The 15,972-nt window shown below is 68.1% G+C and carries 13 protein-coding genes and 1 pseudogene; 5 read left to right on the top strand and 9 right to left on the bottom strand.

Annotated features, from left to right (window positions below; genetic code table 11):
• The 3 genes from AC3IMC_RS01985 to nboR form a co-directional block, all read left to right on the top strand.
• Nucleotides 1-328, top strand: a 328-nt coding sequence (locus AC3IMC_RS01985; RefSeq protein ID WP_490916761.1) for a transketolase-like TK C-terminal-containing protein, incomplete at its 5' end; no start/stop codon positions are given.
• A gap of 102 nt (nucleotides 329-430) precedes the next feature.
• Nucleotides 431-1,417 carry an NAD(P)H-dependent flavin oxidoreductase gene (locus AC3IMC_RS01980; protein WP_490916760.1) on the top strand — a complete coding sequence of 329 codons (987 nt, stop codon included), beginning with the start codon at nucleotides 431-433 and terminating at the stop codon, nucleotides 1,415-1,417.
• A 33-nt stretch (nucleotides 1,418-1,450) separates the two neighbouring features.
• On the top strand, nucleotides 1,451-2,095 hold the full coding sequence (gene nboR / locus AC3IMC_RS01975; RefSeq protein WP_490916759.1) for a nicotine blue oxidoreductase: 645 nt from the start codon (nucleotides 1,451-1,453) through the stop codon (nucleotides 2,093-2,095).
• A gap of 30 nt (nucleotides 2,096-2,125) precedes the next feature.
• Here nboR and AC3IMC_RS01970 read toward each other — a convergent pair.
• From AC3IMC_RS01970 to AC3IMC_RS01935, 8 genes and pseudogenes are all read right to left on the bottom strand, one after another.
• Nucleotides 2,126-3,575 (bottom strand): annotated as a pseudogene (locus tag AC3IMC_RS01970) (HNH endonuclease signature motif containing protein).
• 50 nt (nucleotides 3,576-3,625) lie between these two features.
• Nucleotides 3,626-4,279 carry a uracil-DNA glycosylase gene (locus AC3IMC_RS01965; RefSeq protein WP_490916758.1) on the bottom strand — a complete coding sequence of 218 codons (654 nt, stop codon included), beginning with the start codon at nucleotides 4,277-4,279 and terminating at the stop codon, nucleotides 3,626-3,628.
• Nucleotides 4,280-4,298: 19 nt separating this feature from the next.
• Nucleotides 4,299-5,279, bottom strand: a complete 981-nt coding sequence (locus AC3IMC_RS01960; RefSeq protein ID WP_490916757.1) for an aldo/keto reductase — start codon at nucleotides 5,277-5,279, stop codon at nucleotides 4,299-4,301.
• Nucleotides 5,280-5,364: 85 nt separating this feature from the next.
• Complete coding sequence (locus tag AC3IMC_RS01955) at nucleotides 5,365-8,193, bottom strand: molybdopterin-dependent oxidoreductase (RefSeq protein WP_490916756.1); 2,829 nt, start codon at nucleotides 8,191-8,193, stop codon at nucleotides 5,365-5,367.
• Between the two features lie 2 nt (nucleotides 8,194-8,195).
• Nucleotides 8,196-9,131: an FAD binding domain-containing protein gene (locus AC3IMC_RS01950; RefSeq protein WP_490916755.1), complete on the bottom strand. Its 936-nt coding sequence runs from the start codon at nucleotides 9,129-9,131 to the stop codon at nucleotides 8,196-8,198.
• A complete protein-coding gene (locus AC3IMC_RS01945) occupies nucleotides 9,122-10,363 on the bottom strand; it encodes an XdhC family protein (RefSeq protein ID WP_490916754.1) in 1,242 nt (413 codons plus the stop codon). Before AC3IMC_RS01945 ends, AC3IMC_RS01950 begins: the two co-directional genes overlap by 10 nt.
• Nucleotides 10,364-10,438: 75 nt before the next feature.
• On the bottom strand, nucleotides 10,439-11,959 hold the full coding sequence (locus tag AC3IMC_RS01940; RefSeq protein ID WP_490916753.1) for an NCS2 family permease: 1,521 nt from the start codon (nucleotides 11,957-11,959) through the stop codon (nucleotides 10,439-10,441).
• Between the two features lie 14 nt (nucleotides 11,960-11,973).
• Nucleotides 11,974-12,468 carry a nucleoside deaminase gene (locus AC3IMC_RS01935; RefSeq protein ID WP_490916752.1) on the bottom strand — a complete coding sequence of 165 codons (495 nt, stop codon included), beginning with the start codon at nucleotides 12,466-12,468 and terminating at the stop codon, nucleotides 11,974-11,976.
• A 410-nt stretch (nucleotides 12,469-12,878) separates the two neighbouring features.
• Between AC3IMC_RS01935 and AC3IMC_RS01930 the strand changes: the two genes are divergently transcribed.
• Both AC3IMC_RS01930 and ligD read left to right on the top strand, forming a co-directional pair.
• The gene (locus tag AC3IMC_RS01930) at nucleotides 12,879-14,243 is read left to right on the top strand and encodes an 8-oxoguanine deaminase (RefSeq protein WP_490916751.1); all 1,365 of its coding nucleotides are present in this window, start codon (nucleotides 12,879-12,881) and stop codon (nucleotides 14,241-14,243) included.
• Nucleotides 14,244-14,274: 31 nt separating this feature from the next.
• Nucleotides 14,275-15,516, top strand: a complete 1,242-nt coding sequence (ligD, locus tag AC3IMC_RS01925) for a non-homologous end-joining DNA ligase (RefSeq protein ID WP_490916750.1) — start codon at nucleotides 14,275-14,277, stop codon at nucleotides 15,514-15,516.
• A 24-nt stretch (nucleotides 15,517-15,540) separates the two neighbouring features.
• Here the strand turns inward: ligD and AC3IMC_RS01920 are convergent, their stop codons facing one another.
• A complete protein-coding gene (locus tag AC3IMC_RS01920; protein WP_454486934.1) occupies nucleotides 15,541-15,723 on the bottom strand; it encodes a hypothetical protein in 183 nt (60 codons plus the stop codon).
• Nucleotides 15,724-15,972: the final 249 nt, after the last annotated feature.

The raw sequence follows: 15,972 nt of genomic DNA, 5'->3' as shown, positions 1-15,972 counted from the left end.
GGTCCCGTTCGTCACCCAGCAACTCGAAGGCGCCACCGGCCCCGTCGTGGCCGTCTCCGACTACATGAAAGCCGTCCCCGACCAGATCCGGCAATTCATCCCCAACGAATACGCCACCCTCGGCGCCGACGGCTTCGGCTTCTCCGACACCCGCGCAGCAGCCCGCCGCTTCTTCAAAAACGACACCCACTCCATCGTCGTCAAAGCGCTGCAAATGCTCGCGGCGAGGGGCGATATCCAGGAGGGCGCGCCGTCGTACGCCATGGACCGCTATAAGCTCCTGGACGTCAACGCCGGCACCACCGGCGGGGCGGGTGGTGACGCCTAAGCCACCGGTTAGGGGCCAAGCAGGACCTTGTGCCCATTGACGTGCGGGCCAGCGCGTCCTGTACTGGCCCTGTAAAGCCGTCCCGCCGTTAAAGGAGCCTTCATGGCCTCGACGCTGCGAACGCCCGTCTGCGACCTTCTCGGAGTGGAGCACCCCATCATGCAGGCGGGCATGGGGCCATTCGGCAGCGGTGCATCGCTGGCTGCCGCCGTTTCCAATGCCGGCGCCCTGGGGAGCCTCGGGGGTGCCCTCCGCACCTCCGAGGACCTCCGGGCAGGCATCAGGACCATCCGGGAGCAGACCCGGCGGCCCTTTGCCGTCAACTTCACCCAGCCCTGGCTCCAGGCACACCCCGAGTCCTTCGACCTGGCCCTGGAGCTGGGTGCGCCGGTTGTGTCCCTGGCGCTGGGCGATCCCGGGGAGCTTCCGACAAGGGCGCACGAGGCGGGCGTCCTCTTCATCCAGCAGGTGCACAGCGTCCGGCAGGCCCACCTTGCGGCGGACCGCGGGGCCGACGTCATCATTGCCCAGGGAACAGAAGCAGGCGGCTTCGGCGGCATCGTTTCAAGTTTCGTCCTGGTGCCCCAAGTGGTGGATGCGGTGAGCCCCCTGCCGGTCCTGGCGGCCGGCGGCATCGCGGACGGGAGGGGTGTGGCCGCGGCCCTCGCACTGGGCGCCCAGGGCGTGAACATGGGCACCCGGTTCCTCGCTTCGGCGGAAGCGTCGATCAGCGACGGCTGGAAGCAGGCCCTGGTTGCCGCCGATGCCCAGGATGCCGTGAAAGTGGAGGTCTGGGACGACATCTTCCCCAAACCGGCAAACGGGGCCTTCGACGTGGTTCCCCGCGCACTGCGCACACCCTTCATCACTAAGTGGCAAACCGACCGGCCTGCGGCGGCACGGCAGGCCACAGGCCTCCAGGAAGACCTCGCGGCCGGCATGCGGGAGGGCCGGATGGAAGAATACGTCCCGTTCACGGGCCAGTCCGCCGGACTGATCACCAGCGTCCTTCCGGCGGCGACGATTGTGGAACAGCTCGTGGCAGAGGCCGTCCGCGCACTGACGCGGTTGCGGGAACTTGGTGGGTAGGGTCTGCCTCCGACGGGCAGCTACAGTGCAACCATGAGGATAATCGACGGCGCCGTGGGGTTGGTCGGCCCCAGGACGACGGGCGTTGTCCTCGCTGCCGGCGCCGGTACCCGGCTGGGCCTCGGCCCCAAAGCACTGCTGCCTTTCCACGGCCGGCCGCTTGTCGAGGCGATCGCCCACACACTGCTTGACGCCGGTTGCCGGGAAGTGGTGGTGGTGCTTGGCGCTGGAGCGTCGGAGGTTGAGGCCGCTGCCAATCTGGGCAGCTTCCGGGTGGTGACCAACGCGGGCTGGGAGTCAGGGATGGGCAGTTCCTTCCTGCTCGGCAACCAGTCCGCCCATCCGGCAGACCACCTGCTGATCGCCCTCGTTGACCAACCCGGGCTGACCCGCGAAACGGTGGAACGGCTGCTGGCCCGGCACCAACCGGGGCGGATCACCGCCGCCGCGTACCGCCGTCGTGATTCCGGCGACGCTGGTGCGGCGACCCTCCGCCGGGGGCACCCACTGCTTATCGACGCTTCCCTGCGGGAGGCCGTGTGTGCAACAGTCGCTGGCGACGCCGGGGCACGCGGCTTCCTGCGGAGCCGTCCGGAGCTTGTGGATGAGGTGGACTGCAGCGACCAGTCCAGTGGCGAGGACGTGGATACGCCGGACCAACTGGGCCTTCTCCACTAGCGCACGGTCTCCACCAGCATCTGAAGCCGGTCAGGCGGGGGCGTACAGGAACCGCGCGAGGGCCTCTTCCCAAGGCGACCCGCCGTGGTGAACGATGTCGATGCCGCCGGCTGGCAGTCCCTCGGGCCATCGTGGTGGTTCCCAGTCCTGGTGTTCGCTGATGTAGTGGCGGCCGGTGGGTGAACGCCAGCCGGGTGGCTCGTTTTTGCTGGCCGGAGTGGGTGTCCAGCCCGTGGTGTGCCGGAGCCGGTGGTGTTTGCGGCAGGGCTGTCCCAGGTTGCTGACCCCGGTGGTGCCGCCGTTGGCCCAAGCCAATATGTGGTCGGCTTCGTTGTCCATGGAATTGTTGCTGCACCCCGGGAACGGACATTTGCCGTCCCGCAGCCGCAGCCAGGCCCGCATCGCTTTGGTGACCCGGTAGCTGGTCCGCCCGATCTCCAGCGGCGCCCCGTCCCTGGGATCCACGAGCACCCGGTAGAACGAGTCGGCGCCGTTAGCGACCAGTTGCCGGGCCATCGACGCCGGGATCGGCCCGTAGCCGTCCAGCACGGCCGGTTCATCCGTCTGGCCCGTCAGCGAGCACACCGGGACCGTGACCAGCACCTGGGCCCGGATCCGCGGCGACGATACATGTCCTGCTTCACCGTCTTCAACATCCCCGGCCGCCGTACCGCTGCCCAGGATCGCGTCGGCGAAGTCGTCAGCGCGGAGCTGGGGCATGCTGCGATGTTCGTCCGGGCCCTGCATGCTCCGGGCGGTGGCGGTCAGCCGGTTCCACCCCGCCAGCGCCTGGTCGGCACGCAGGTAGACCGACAGCCAGCCCATGCCGTTATCGTCCGGCCGGAACTCCACCCGCCGATCCAAGATCCCCTTGACATGGCGGATTTCGATGCTCTCGGCATGATGACGTTCCCGCCAGGACCTGGCCTTGGTCCTGAACCGGTGCGCCGGCATCCGCCCCACCAGGCATCCCCTGGCAGGGTCCGGAGCGTCAGGATCAAGGAAATGCCCCTCCAACCCGGCGGCACTGGCAGCATCAAGGCTCGCCGTTTCGTCCACCATAACTAAGGCGTGCTGCCAGGACAGGGCCCCGGCCTCCAGGGCCGCAAAGGTCCGCGGCAGCTCCTTGACCAGGGCGTGGGAGGCGGCCAGGAACGACCCCACAGCCCGCGGCCCCAGAGCCAGACACGCACCCGATCTCCGCCGCGACCGCCATCTCCTGCGCCTGCACCGGCACATCCGGCCCGGCAACCGCCTGGGCACTCTCCGCGTACTTCACAGCAGCCTTCGCCTTCAACCCTGCGAACCCGGCCTCCACCTCACGGGCCCCGGCAAGAATATCCAGGCAACCATCCGCCAAACCAGCCAACGGATCAGCCACCGAAAACGTCTCGGAACCGCACCCCTCAACCTCGGCATGAAGCACAGCAAGGGCAGCATGGATATCCGCATAAGCCTTTTCCACCGCCGCTTTCCCCATGAACTAATCATGGCAAAGGGGTCCGACATTGTGGCCGTGAAGAGTTCAGCTCAGGCCTGCACCTTTCCCTCCAGCAGCTGCTCGAGCCCCTGCTTGAAGCCCGCGCGGCCGCCGTGGGCGGGATGCCGGATCTTTGGAACATCCAGGCCGACGCGCTTCAGGCTGTGCTGCGCCACGTTGCCCACCGCCACAAGGGTCTCGATGCCGAACAGCTCCGACAGCTCCTGCCAGAACGGCGTCCCCAGCTTCGTCTCGGAAGGCCTGGGTGTCCGGTTGGTCTGTGGCAGCCCGGGGCGGTGCGGATGCCAAGGGAAAGCGCTCCACAGCAGCGGAAGGAAGTCGAGCTCAGCCAGGACCTGCCACAGCACCGTTGCCGTTGGCTCGGCTGGAACCCCTGCGGCGTCCGGCGGCAGCACGTAGCCCTTGCCCGGTCCGAAGAGTCCAAAGCTGTTCGCAGGACCTTCCATGATGGTCCGGTTAGTGAAGGGAATCCCGGTGATCCGCATGCCCCGGAAGCCTGGGGCCTCCCCCACCAGCAACACTTTTGGCCGCCGGTCCAGCATCTCCTGCAGATAGAGTTCCAGGTTGTGCCGGCGCAGCGCATTCTCCGGAACGGCATGGCTGAAGAAGTTGGTGCTGGCAGGCCCCAGCTCCACCGCCGCCAACCGCTCGACAAACGCTGTGATGCCGGGCCCTGTCCGCATGCCCGTCACTTGCGAGCTGTTACCAGCGCGGGTGGATGGTTTCGCGGAAGTAGTGGTCGTAGATCCAGCGGACGCCGTCGTCGAACTCCTTGCCGATGCTGACCGTGGCCGCGGTGGCGTTGGCGCGGGCCTGCTCCACATTGCGGGCGCCCGGGATGACGGTGGTGACGCCGTCCTGGGCGGCGATCCAGGCAATGGCCGCCTGCGCCGTGGTGGCACCGGCAGGCACCAGCTGCTCGAACTCCTTAACTGCCTTGAGGCCCAGCTCGTAGTCCACGCCGGAGAAGGTCTCGCCGACGTCGAAGGCTTCGCCCTGGCGGTTGTAGTTGCGGTGGTCGTTTTCGGCGAAGGTGGTGTCCTTGGAGTACTTCCCGGACAGCAGGCCGGAGGCGAGCGGCACGCGGGCGATGATGCCCACCCCGGCAGCCTTGGCGGCGGGAAGGACCTCGTCCAGCGGCTTCAGCCGGAAAGCGTTGAGGATGATCTGGACCGACGCAGTGCCTTCGTGCCGGATGGCTTCGAGGGCCTCGTCGATCCGCTCCACGCTGACACCGTAATTGCGGATCGCGCCTTCGGCCACGAGGGTATCCAGGGCGTCGTACACCTCGTTGTTGCTGTACACGGCGGTGGGCGGGCAATGCAGCTGGACGAGGTCAAGGGTGTCCGTGCCCAAATTCTTGCGTGAGCGGTCCACCCATTGGCGGAAGTTGGCCAGGTTGTAGTTTTCCGGGCGCTGCTCCATCCGGCGGCCCATCTTGGTGGCCACCGTGACGCCGAGGCCAGGGTTGTCCGCCAGGAACTTTCCAATGGCCTGCTCGCTCTTGCCGTCGCCGTAGACGTCGGCGGTGTCGAAGAGGGTGACGCCGGCCTCCACCGAAGCCGCGAGGATTGCCTGCGCCTGTGCCGGGTCCACGTTGCCCCAGTCCGCGCCGAGCTGCCACGTCCCCAGCCCCACGATGGAGACGTTCCGTCCGGTCTTGCCTAAAATCCGCTGTTCCATCCCCCGACTATATGCAACGATGCAAGCCGGGTCAGATCGGCCCGCAGTGGGCAGCCAATCTGACCCCGTGTTGCACAGTTTTTTCTCAGGAAAGAACGTGCTCCAGCTTGGGCATCAACCCCGCTTCCTTGAGGCCCAGGTAGATCCGGTCCCGCGCGATGGGCAGCGAGGCGAACCGCACCCCTGTGGCGTTCCGGATGGCGTTGGCCAGAGCCGGCCCGACCGGGTTGAAGGGGCTTTCGCTCATCGATTTGGCACCCAGCGGCCCCATCTTGTCATTGGTGTCCGCGAAGTACACCTCGCTGCGCGGGACGTCCGCAAAAGTAGGAATGTGGTACTGGCGCAGGATGTCCGTGGTGACCTTCCCGGCGTCGTCCACTACCACTTCCTCGTAGAGAGTGGCGCCGATGGCCTGGGCGATGCCGCCCTCGATCTGGCCGCGGCACTGCCGCGGGTTGACCACCACGCCGGCGTCCGCCGCCTGCACGCTTTGCAGGATCTTCAGCTCGCCGGTGCCGCGGTTCACCGCCACCCGGAAGCCGTGCACGTTGAACGCCACGGAGCGCGGCGTGCCGCCCCATCGCCCTTCGGCGGCGAGTTCGACGCCGGCGTCTGCGGCTTGCTGCGCCAGTTCAGCCAGTGCCACGGGAGTTCCGTCGATCACCACGGCGTCGCCGTCCAGCACGCAGGCGGAGGCCTGGGTCTGCCGGATCCCCGCGGCGAAGGCGCGGATCCGCACGGCCAGTTCCTCCGCCGCAGCCAAGGTCGCCTTGCCGGCCACCACGGTGCCGGCCGACCCGAACGCGCCGGTATCGTGCTCCACCAGGTCCGTGTCCGACTGGCGCACCACAACTTTGGACGCCTCCGTGGACAGTGCGGTGGCAGCGAGCTGGGCGTGCACCGTGGTGGTGCCGTTGCCGAATTCGGCGGTCCCGACGTCGGCCTGGTATGTTCCGTCCGGCAGGAGCCGGACGTGGGAATGGGCAAAGTGCCCCCTGGGCGGAACGGTGTCGATCATGGACAGGGCCGCTCCTTCCCCCACCATCCAGTCCGGGCCAAGGTCATCCAGGCCTGCCTCCCGGTAGCGGGCTTTGCCGCGGTCCAGGGCATCCCGCACCAGGTCAAGGCACTGGTCCAGCCCGTAGCTGCCGTAGTGGACGTCCTCTTCCGGGTCCGGCTGGGTGGACAGCATGTGGTCCCCTTCGCGGACCATGTTCCGGCGGCGGAACTCCAGCGGGTCCATCCCGATCCCGGCCGCGAGCTCATCCATGGCGGACTCGATGGCGAAGATCATTTGGCTCAGCCCGTAGCCGCGGAACGCGCCGGCAGGAACGGTGTTGGTGTAGACCGAATGCGCGTCCACTTTCTTGTTGGCGCAGTTGTACACCGCCAGCGACTCGCCGCAACCGTGGAACATCACGCCGGGGCCGTGGTTGCCGTAGGCGCCGGTGTTGGTGACCACGTCCAGTTCCAGCGCCGTCAGCGTGCCGTCCTTGGCAGCGCCTGCTTTCAGCTTGATGGTGAACGGGTGCCGGGTGGTGGCGGCGGTGAACTGCTCCGTCCGGGTGAATTCCAGCTGGACCGGCCGCTTCAGTTTCAGGGCCGCGAGCGCCACGAGATCCTCCGTCAGCACTTCCTGCTTGCCGCCGAATCCGCCGCCTACGCGTCCGGCCACCACATGCACCTTGTCCTCGTCCAGGCCAAACACCCGGCACAGCGTGCGGCGGACCAGGAATGGCACCTGGCTGGAGGTGCGGACCTGGAGGCGCCCTTCGGCGTCTACCGAGGCGATGGCGGCGTGGGTTTCCAAGGCGACATGCTGGACCCGCTGGGTGCGGTAGGTCTGCTCATGGATGAAGTCCGCCGCAGCGAAGCCGCCAGCGACACTTCCCAGCTCAGAGTGCAGTTCGGCCACCACGTTCCGGTCCGGCCCGGCGATGCGCGCAACGGTGCCGTCCTTGCCGCCGTGGACCAGCGGCGCACCGGGCAGCAGGGCGTCCTGGGGCGTGAAAACGGCCGGAAGTTCCTGGTATTCCACCCGGAGGGCGCGGACGCCGGCTTCCGCGGCAGCAACGGATTCGGCCACGACGGCGGCCACCCGCTGGCCGCGGAAGCGCACCACGTCATCCAGCACCCGGGTGTCGTCCGGGTCATCGGTGAAAAGCTCATGCTGGGCCGTGGAGAACAGCTGCTCCGGCGCATCCTCATGGGTGAAGACCGCCACCACACCGGGCACCTTCAGGGCCGCATCGGAGTCAATGGACAGCACCCGGGCATGGGCGTGCGGCGAGCGCAGGATCTTCAGGTGCAGCAGCGCCTGCTGCTGGTCCTTCGGGAGGTCCAGGGTGTAGCGGGCCGCACCGGTGACGACGGCCCGGCTGGCAGGGGCCGGGACGTCGTCGCCCAGTTGGCCCGGTTCCGGCTCCGGCTGCCCGGGCCCGGCGATGCCCGAGCCCTGCCCGGCCGGATCGGGATGGCCGGCGTCCCCACACACAGCATCGGCGATGGCCCGGTAGCCGGTGCACCGGCAGAGGTTGCCCTTGAGGTTCCGGGGCAGGTTCTCCTTCTGGCCGTCGTCGAACGTGGCCGCAGTCATCACCATGCCCGCCGTGCAGAAGCCGCATTGGAAGCCCTGGCGTTCCAGGAACTGCTGCTGCACCGGGTGCAGCCCGGCAGCGCCGGCAGCAGAAGCCAGTCCCTCGATGGTGGTGACGGCGTGCCCCTCCGCCCGCACCGCCGGGTAGATGCAGCTGTGGACGGGCGTTCCGTCCACGTGCACGGTGCAGGCGCCGCAGTCCCCGCCGTCGCAGCCCTTCTTCACTCCCGTGTTTCCCTGCTCGCGCAGGAAGGTCCGCAGGCACTGCCCGGGGCGGGGCGCGGCTTCGGCAAGCGTTCCGTTAATCTCGATGGCCATGCTCAGGCCCCTTCCTGCTGTGCGCTAAGTTGCTGGGCATGGGTGCCGCGGTGCGCGGGTGGCCAGAAATCGCCGGAAACCCCCGGCCCGGGCTCTTCCCCAGGGGCGGCGAGTTCGGCGCGGATTTCCTCGGCCAGCCGGTAGGTCATGTCACGGCGCCAGGCCGGCAATCCGTGGATGTCGTCGTGGTAAAGGTCGGTGGGGATGGCGGTTCCGATGGCTGCGGCGAGCCGGTCAGCGTCCGGCATCCCGTCGAAGCGCAGCTGCACGGGCCGCTTGGTGGCCGCGGTGACCGTCAGGACAAGGGAGGTGCCGCCGTCGAGCCGCCCAATGAGGAGCGCCCCGGACCGGCCGAGGTTGCTGAGGGACAGGCGGCGGAAGGCCACCTGCGAGGACAGGGCCGGCGCCGGGAGGTGGACGCTGCGCAGCAGCTCGCCGGGTGCCAGGCAGTTCGCCGCGTCCCCCGTGACGAAATCCGCCACCGGGACGGTGCGGCTGCCGCCGCCCGGAGCGAGGATGGTGGCGGTGCCGTCCAGCCCCGCGCACAGCGAAATCATGGGACCGGCGGGCAACGACGTGCAGAGGTTTCCGCCCACCGTGGACATGTTCCATACCTTGAAGGAGGCCACGAAGGAATCGCAGCACGGACGGACCAGGTCCAGCGCGGGCCAGGTCCGGCCGGACAGCTCCGGCGAACCGGGCAGGCTGTACAGCTGGGCGATGGTGCAGGTGGCGGAAAGCTCGATCCCGTCATCGGTGACGGTGACCGGCTCCCAGCCGGCTTCGCCCAGGTCAAGGAGCCGTTTGAGCGGCTGCGGCCCGAAGGCGTAGCTGCCGTAGGAGAAGAGGACGGTGCCGCCGGCCAGCCAGGCGTCGCCGTCGCGCCATTGCGCGGGGTCGGTGGTGCGGACCACCGCCTCGATGGTGTTCATGTCCATGCGATCTCCTGCTTGATGAGGTCTGTGGGCGCCGGCGGCGCGGATTGGTGGATGGGGCCGGAGAGGTCCCGGAGCGGCGTGCAGCCTGCGGTCCGGGAGCGGGCGGCGATAAGTTCGGCTGTGATGGACACCGCCACTTCGGCCGGGGTAACGGCATTGATGTCCAGGCCGATCGGTGAATGCAGCTGGGCGATCCGCTCCGGCCGGACTCCAGCACTGAGGAGCCCTTCCACGCGCTGGAGGTGGCTGCGCCGCGATCCCATGGCGCCGATATACGCCAGGTCCAGCGCGAGTGCTGCTTCCAGGAGCGGGAGGTCGAACTTGGGATCGTGGGTGAGGACGGCCGCCACGGTGCGGCTGTCCAGGCGGCCCGCCGCAGCTTCTGCCGCCAGGTACGGGTGCGGCCACTGGGTGACCACCGCGTCGGCGGCAGCGAACCGGGGCTGATGCGCGAAGGCCGGCCGGGCATCGACGAGGGTCACGTGGTAGCCCAGCAGCTTCGCCGCCGGGATCAGCGCTGCGCCGAAATCGTTGGCGCCGAACACCAGCATCCGTGGCGGGGCCAGCCGGGACTCCACAAGGAACATTCGAGCGTCGGTTATGGGTTCGTCGGCCTCCGGCTGGCGGGACTGGCCCAGCCTGCCGGGGAGGCAGTTGCCTTCCCCGGCCGGCCGCACCACACCCGCGCCGCCGCTGCGAACCAGGGACTCCACCTGCAGGGCAGGCTCCCCGTGCAGCATCGGTGCCAGTTTGGGGAATGTTCCCGCGCGGACAGTCGCCGGATCGGAAAGCACGACGGCGCCGCCCCCTTGCCCGTCCAGCAGCCGTACCAGCGCCACGGGTTCGCCCGGGCCAAGTCCGGCGAGTTGCAGCAGGGCGGCCCGCAGGGGATGCACGGTTTCGCCGGGCACGGCGCCGGGCACAGGTTGGACATGGACCTCCAGTGCGCCGCCGCAGGTGAGCCCGGCGGCGAAGGCGTCTTCCGAACTGAAGCCGAACGTTGCCAGCCGGGGGCCGCCGTCGTCCATGGCTTCTTCCGCCAGCGCAACCACCGCGCCCTCCACGCAGCCGCCCGAGAGGCTGCCCAGCACAGCCCCCGAGCCGCTGACCAGCATGGACGTGCCCACCGGGCGGGGCACCGAACCGGAAGCAGAGACGATGGTGGCCACGGCAAACCGCTGCCCCAGCAGCCCGTGCAGCCAGCTCTCAGGCAAGGGGATCAGGTCAAGCATGGCGGCGCTCCTTCATCCGCGCGGCGGTGGTGTCCATTGTCGGTCCTTCCAGGTGGTTGGGGAAGCAGGCGGGCTTTACCCGCCGAGCAGGGCGTTGATGGGTCCGCGGGCGAAGTACACCAGGAATCCGGCGCTGACCACCCACATCAGGGGATGGATCTTCTTCGCCTTTCCCGACGCCGCCCCGATCACGGCCCAGCTCACGAAGCCGACGCCGATCCCGTTGGCGATGGAGTAGCTCAGCGGCATGGTCACGATGGTGAGGAATGCCGGCAGTGCCACGGTGAACTTGGTGAACTTGATCTCGCGGATCTGCGCCATCATCATCGCGCCCACCACCACCAGGGCGGCGGCTGCGACCTCCAGGGGCACCACGCTGGTGAGCGGGGTCAGGAACATTGACCCCAGGAACAGCAGGCCGGTGACCACCGAGGCCAGGCCGGTGCGGGCGCCTTCGCCGATGCCTGCGGCGGAGTCGATGTAGACGGTGTTGGAGGAGCCGGAGGTGGCCCCGCCTGCCACGGCGCCGAAGCCTTCCACGATGAAGGCGGACTTCAGCCGCGGGAACGTGCCGTCCTTGTGCGCGACGCCGGCGCTCTTGGCCAGGCCCGTCATGGTGCCCATGGCGTCGAAGAAGTTGGTGAACACCAGCGTGAAGACCAGCATGGTGGCAGCGAGTCCGCCGATCCGGGCGAACGAGCCGAAGAGGTCGAACTGGCCCACCAGACCCAGGTCCGGTGCCGAGACCAGCTGGCCGGAAAGGACCGGGGTGTTCAAGTGCCAGCCGCCGGGGTTGGTGGCGCTGGCCGGGCCGATCTTCAGGATGGCTTCCACGACGGCGGCCAGCACGGTGGTGCCGACGATGCCGATGAGCAGGCCGCCCTGGACCTTGCGGGCGACCAGGATGCCCATGCTGAGGAGCCCGACGACGAAGACGAGGGTGGGCACGGAGGTGATGGAGCCGCCGTCGCCGAGCTGGACGGGCGGTCCGCCCGCTGTCGGCCGGACGAAGCCGGAGTCCACGAAGCCAATGAAGGCGATGAACAGGCCGATGCCAACCGTAATGGCGGCCTTGAGTTCCTTGGGCACGGCCCGGAAGATCGCGGTCCGCGCCCCCGTGACGCCGAAGAGCACGATGAGGATGCCGTTGATCACCACCAGGCCCATGGCCTCCGGCCAGGTGACCTCGTGGATCACCGAGACGGCCAGGAACGAGTTGATGCCGAGTCCGGCGGCCAGCCCGAACGGCAGGTTGGCAATAAGGCCGAAGAGGATGGTCATGACGCCGGCAGTGAGGCCGGTGACCGCGCCCACCTGTGCTGCGGAAAGCCAGCCCCCGGCAACGTCGGTGGGGGCGTTGTCCGCGCTGAAGCCGCCGAGGATAAGGGGGTTCAGGATGACGATGTACGCCATGGTGAAGAAGGTGACCAGGCCGCCCCGGAATTCGCGCGCCAAGGTTGAGCCGCGCCGGGTGATGTGGAAAAAGCGGTCAAGGAAGGAGTTCGACGCCGGCAGTTTGGGAGTACGCGGGGCCTGCCGGGTGACGGGGGTACTTGGAGCCGAATGCTCCTCGTGGGAAGAGTCCAGGATGGTCATCTGAGCCGCCGGGCCTAGTAGTCGATCCTGGATTCGAGCGTGTTCCAGGTGTTGAACGGCTCCAGCGGCGCCGGCGCCTGGGGGTCGCCCAGTTCCAGCTTGGAGACCGGCATCAGGGTGTCCCTGTCCTGGTTTTCGAAGTATTCGTAGAAGACGGCGTCGTCGAAGCCGACCGAGGCGGCGGCGTGCCGGTCCGCCGCGTAGACCACGCGGTCGATGCGGGCCCAGAGGGCGGAGGCCAGGCACATGGGGCATGGCTCGCAGCTCGTGTAGAGGGTTGCGCCGCTGAGGTCGAAGGTGCCCAGTTCGCGGCAGGCGGTGCGGATGGCGGTGACTTCAGCGTGGGCGGTGGGATCGTTGTCCGCGGTGACGCGGTTGACGCCGTCGAAGGTTGTGCCGTCCGCGGTAACGATCATGGCGCCGAAGGGCCCGCCGCTGTTGAGGACGTTGGCCGTTGCCAGCCGGATGGATCTGGCCAAAAACTGTTCGGCCGTGACGGTGGTACTCATGATGCGACTTCCTTTTGCCGGGAAGCCTGTTGCCGTGCAGGACCAGTAGAACCAGGTGCGAACGGTTACCAGGCTTCAGCATGTGCTGTGAAGGTTAAGTTGCGCCTGGTAGATAGCTTCCCGGGTTCGGGTGCCCGCCTTTGGCAGAATTGAGATTAGCACCGGTTTGTGGGCCACGCCATAGTTTTCTGGAAAATTTATTTCGCGATATGAAATCCATGTTTCGCGCTTTTCACCGGCCCTCCCCGGGCTGCCGGTCACATTCCGCCGCCGTTGACGCGCCGCGCCCCGGCTGGTTAGTGTCATCGGACCCGCGGCCCGCCTTCTTCAGGCACCGCGGCGACCTGGATCAGCAGACAGGGCCTCACTGAGCTGGATTTACTGCCACTTTGCTCAGGACAGGACATGCCATGCCCCACCCTTCTTCCGCTTCCCGGCTCTGGATCCGGAACCCGCAGGCCGCCTTCACCGCCAACCACCTCGACGCGTCAGGCGGGGTGGTGGTCAGCGCCGGCGTCATCGCCGAGGTCCTCGCCGCCGGACAGCAGCCGTCCCGGCCCTGCACGGAGGCGTTTGACGCTGGCAGCCATGTGCTCCTGCCGGGCCTGATCAACACGCACCACCACTTCTACCAGACCCTCACCCGCGCCTGGGGGCCGGTGGCGAACGCCCCGCTCTTCCCATGGCTGCAGAACCTGTATCCCGTGTGGGCCCGGCTCACGCCAAGGGACCTCGAGCTCGCCACTACGGTTGCGCTGGCCGAATTGCTGCTTTCGGGTTGCACCACCGCGGCCGACCACCACTACCTCTTCCCCGCGGGCCTCGAGGACGCGATCGACCTAGAGGTGGCGGCGGTGCGCAAGCTGGGCATGCGGGCCACGCTCACCCGCGGGTCCATGACGCTGGGAACGGACGACGGCGGCCTGCCGCCGCAGTCCACGGTGCAGGATCCGGAGGTGGTGCTGGCGGACAGCGAGCGGTTGGTCAGCACGTATCACGAGCGCGGTGACGACGCGGTGGTCCAGATCGCCCTGGCGCCGTGCTCTCCGTTCTCGGTGACCAAGGAGATCATGGCCGAGAGTGCCGCCCTCGCCGAGCGGCTCGACGTCCGGCTGCATACCCACCTTGCCGAAACGCTGGACGAGGAGGACTTCTGCCGGGAGATGTTCGGGCTGCGGACCGTGGACTACCTGGACAGCGTGGGCTGGCTGACGGACCGCACCTGGCTGGGGCACGGCATCCACTTCAGCGACGCCGAGATCAGCCGGCTCGGGGCGGCCGGGACCGCCGTCGCGCACTGCCCTACGTCCAACATGCGCCTCGCTTCGGGCACCGCCCGCGTCCTGGAACTGGAGGACGCGGGAGTCCCGGTGGGGCTGGGAGTGGACGGCTCGGCGTCGAACGATGCCTCCAACATGATCCTGGAAGCGCGCCAGGCGCTCTATCTCCAACGCCTGCGGTACGGCGCGGACGTTCCAGTGGAGCGGGCCCTCGGGTGGGCAACCCGTGGGTCCGCCGCGGTCCTGGGCCGGGCCGGACTGGGACAGCTGGCACCGGGTATGCAGGCAGACTTGGCCCTGTTCAAGCTCGATGACCTGCGGTTCTCCGGCAGCCACGACCCCATCGCAGCGCTGCTATTGTGCGCGGCCGACCGGGCAGACCGGGTGATGGTGGGTGGACAATGGCGCGTGGTGGACGGCCAGATACCCGGACTGGACGTGGCCGGACTCATCGCGGAGCACTCCGCTGCGGCATCCAGGCTGGTCAACGGCTGACAGGCATCCACCCCGCTGCTAGCGTGGCGCCATGACTCCATCAAAGACGCCGGCCGAGATCCTGGACATCGGTGGCGAGGAAGTCCGGATCTCGAGCCCGGACAAAGTGGTGTTTCCCGAACCAGGCCTGACCAAGCTGGACCTGGTGCGCTACTACCTTGCCGTCGCGGACGGTGCGCTCCGCGGGGCGGGCGGCCGGCCCATGGTGCTCAAGCGGTTTCCCAAGGGCATCGATGCCGAGCCGTTCTTCCAGAAACGGGTGCCGGAAAACCATCCGCCGTTCATCGACACCACCACGCTGCACTATGCGTCCGGAACGTCGGCTGAGGAAGCTGTCATCCGGGACGCCGCGGGGCTTGCCTGGGTGGTGAACCTGGGCTGCCTTGACCTGAATCCGCACCCGGTCCGCGCCGAGGACCTGGAGCATCCGGACGAACTGCGGGTGGACCTGGATCCCATGCCCGGCGTGGACTGGTCGCAGATCGTGGACGTCGCGTACGTGGCGCAGGAAGTGCTCGATGATGTGGGGCTGGTGGGGTGGCCGAAGACGAGCGGGTCGCGCGGGCTCCACATCCTGGTGCGCATCGCACCCCAGTGGTCCTACCGCGACGTGCGGCTCGCCGCGGAAACCCTGGCCCGGGAGGTGGAGAACCGTGCCCCCGGCCTGGCCACGGCGCGGTGGTGGAAGGAGGAGCGCGGCGAGAGCGTCTTCGTGGACTTCAACCAGAATGCCAAGGACCGGACCGTGGCCTCCGCCTACTCGATCCGGCCGCTGCCCGATGCACGCGTCTCAACGCCTCTGGCTTGGGGCGAAGTACGCAGTATCCGTCCTGAACAGTTCACCGTGCCCACCATGCTCAAGCGGTTCGCGGAGGTCGGCGATGCCCACGCCGGCATTGATGGCGCCGTGGGTTCACTGGACGGGCTGCTGGCGCTGGCCAAGGAACTTGGCCCGGCGGAAAAGGCACCGCGCGCCGGAAACGGATCCGGCCGCAGGCAGTCGGTGATGCCACTGATCGAAGTGGCGCGCACCCGGACCAAGCCCGAAGCCCTCGAGGCGCTGGAGGAGTGGAAGTCCCGGCACCCCGCCGTTGTTCCGTCCCTGAGCCCTGCCGATGTCATGGTGGACGGGATGCGCGGGTCCAGTTCGCTCTGGTACCGCGTGCGGGTCAACCTGCAGCATGTTCCCGAGGCGGAACGCCCGGCCCAGGAGGAGCTCATCGCGGACTACGACCCTTGGGCCGGCAAGGAATGGGCCACCGCCAAGGACTGACCCTGGGCCAGCCCCTGACTGGCCTCAGCGGCGGCCGAAGCCGGGAAGCGCGTGCATCCACCGTGAGAAGCGGCCGGGTTCGTGGACCCGGTCCTCCGGCACGTAGAAATCCGGATCCGTGCCGCCGCCGAGGGGAAGATAGAACTCCTGGGCTGAAGGTGCGGCGGGCGGCTGCGGTGCGACGGGCGTCCTGTCCTGCTGGTACATCTGATCCTCCTCATGGTCTCAACACTGTTTGGCGATGTTGGTGTTCCGTATTACGGAAACTAAATTTTGCTATACGAAAAGCGTACGGGGCTTCGCGGGGGAGCGTCAATAGGTGCGGCCAGCGCAGGGTCACCCGGCAGTCACAAAATGAATTTTGCCCATGTGATGTACACCACCGGCTTCCAGGGGTACGCTTTGAGGCAACTCGTGGCGCAGGTCACGTAACCTGGGAGCAGCAGGCAGGGTCGT

It is taken from the genome of Arthrobacter sp. E70, assembly GCF_058266945.1.
The sequence above is the reverse complement of the archived record's forward strand: the minus strand, read 5'-3'. Positions and strand labels throughout refer to the sequence as shown.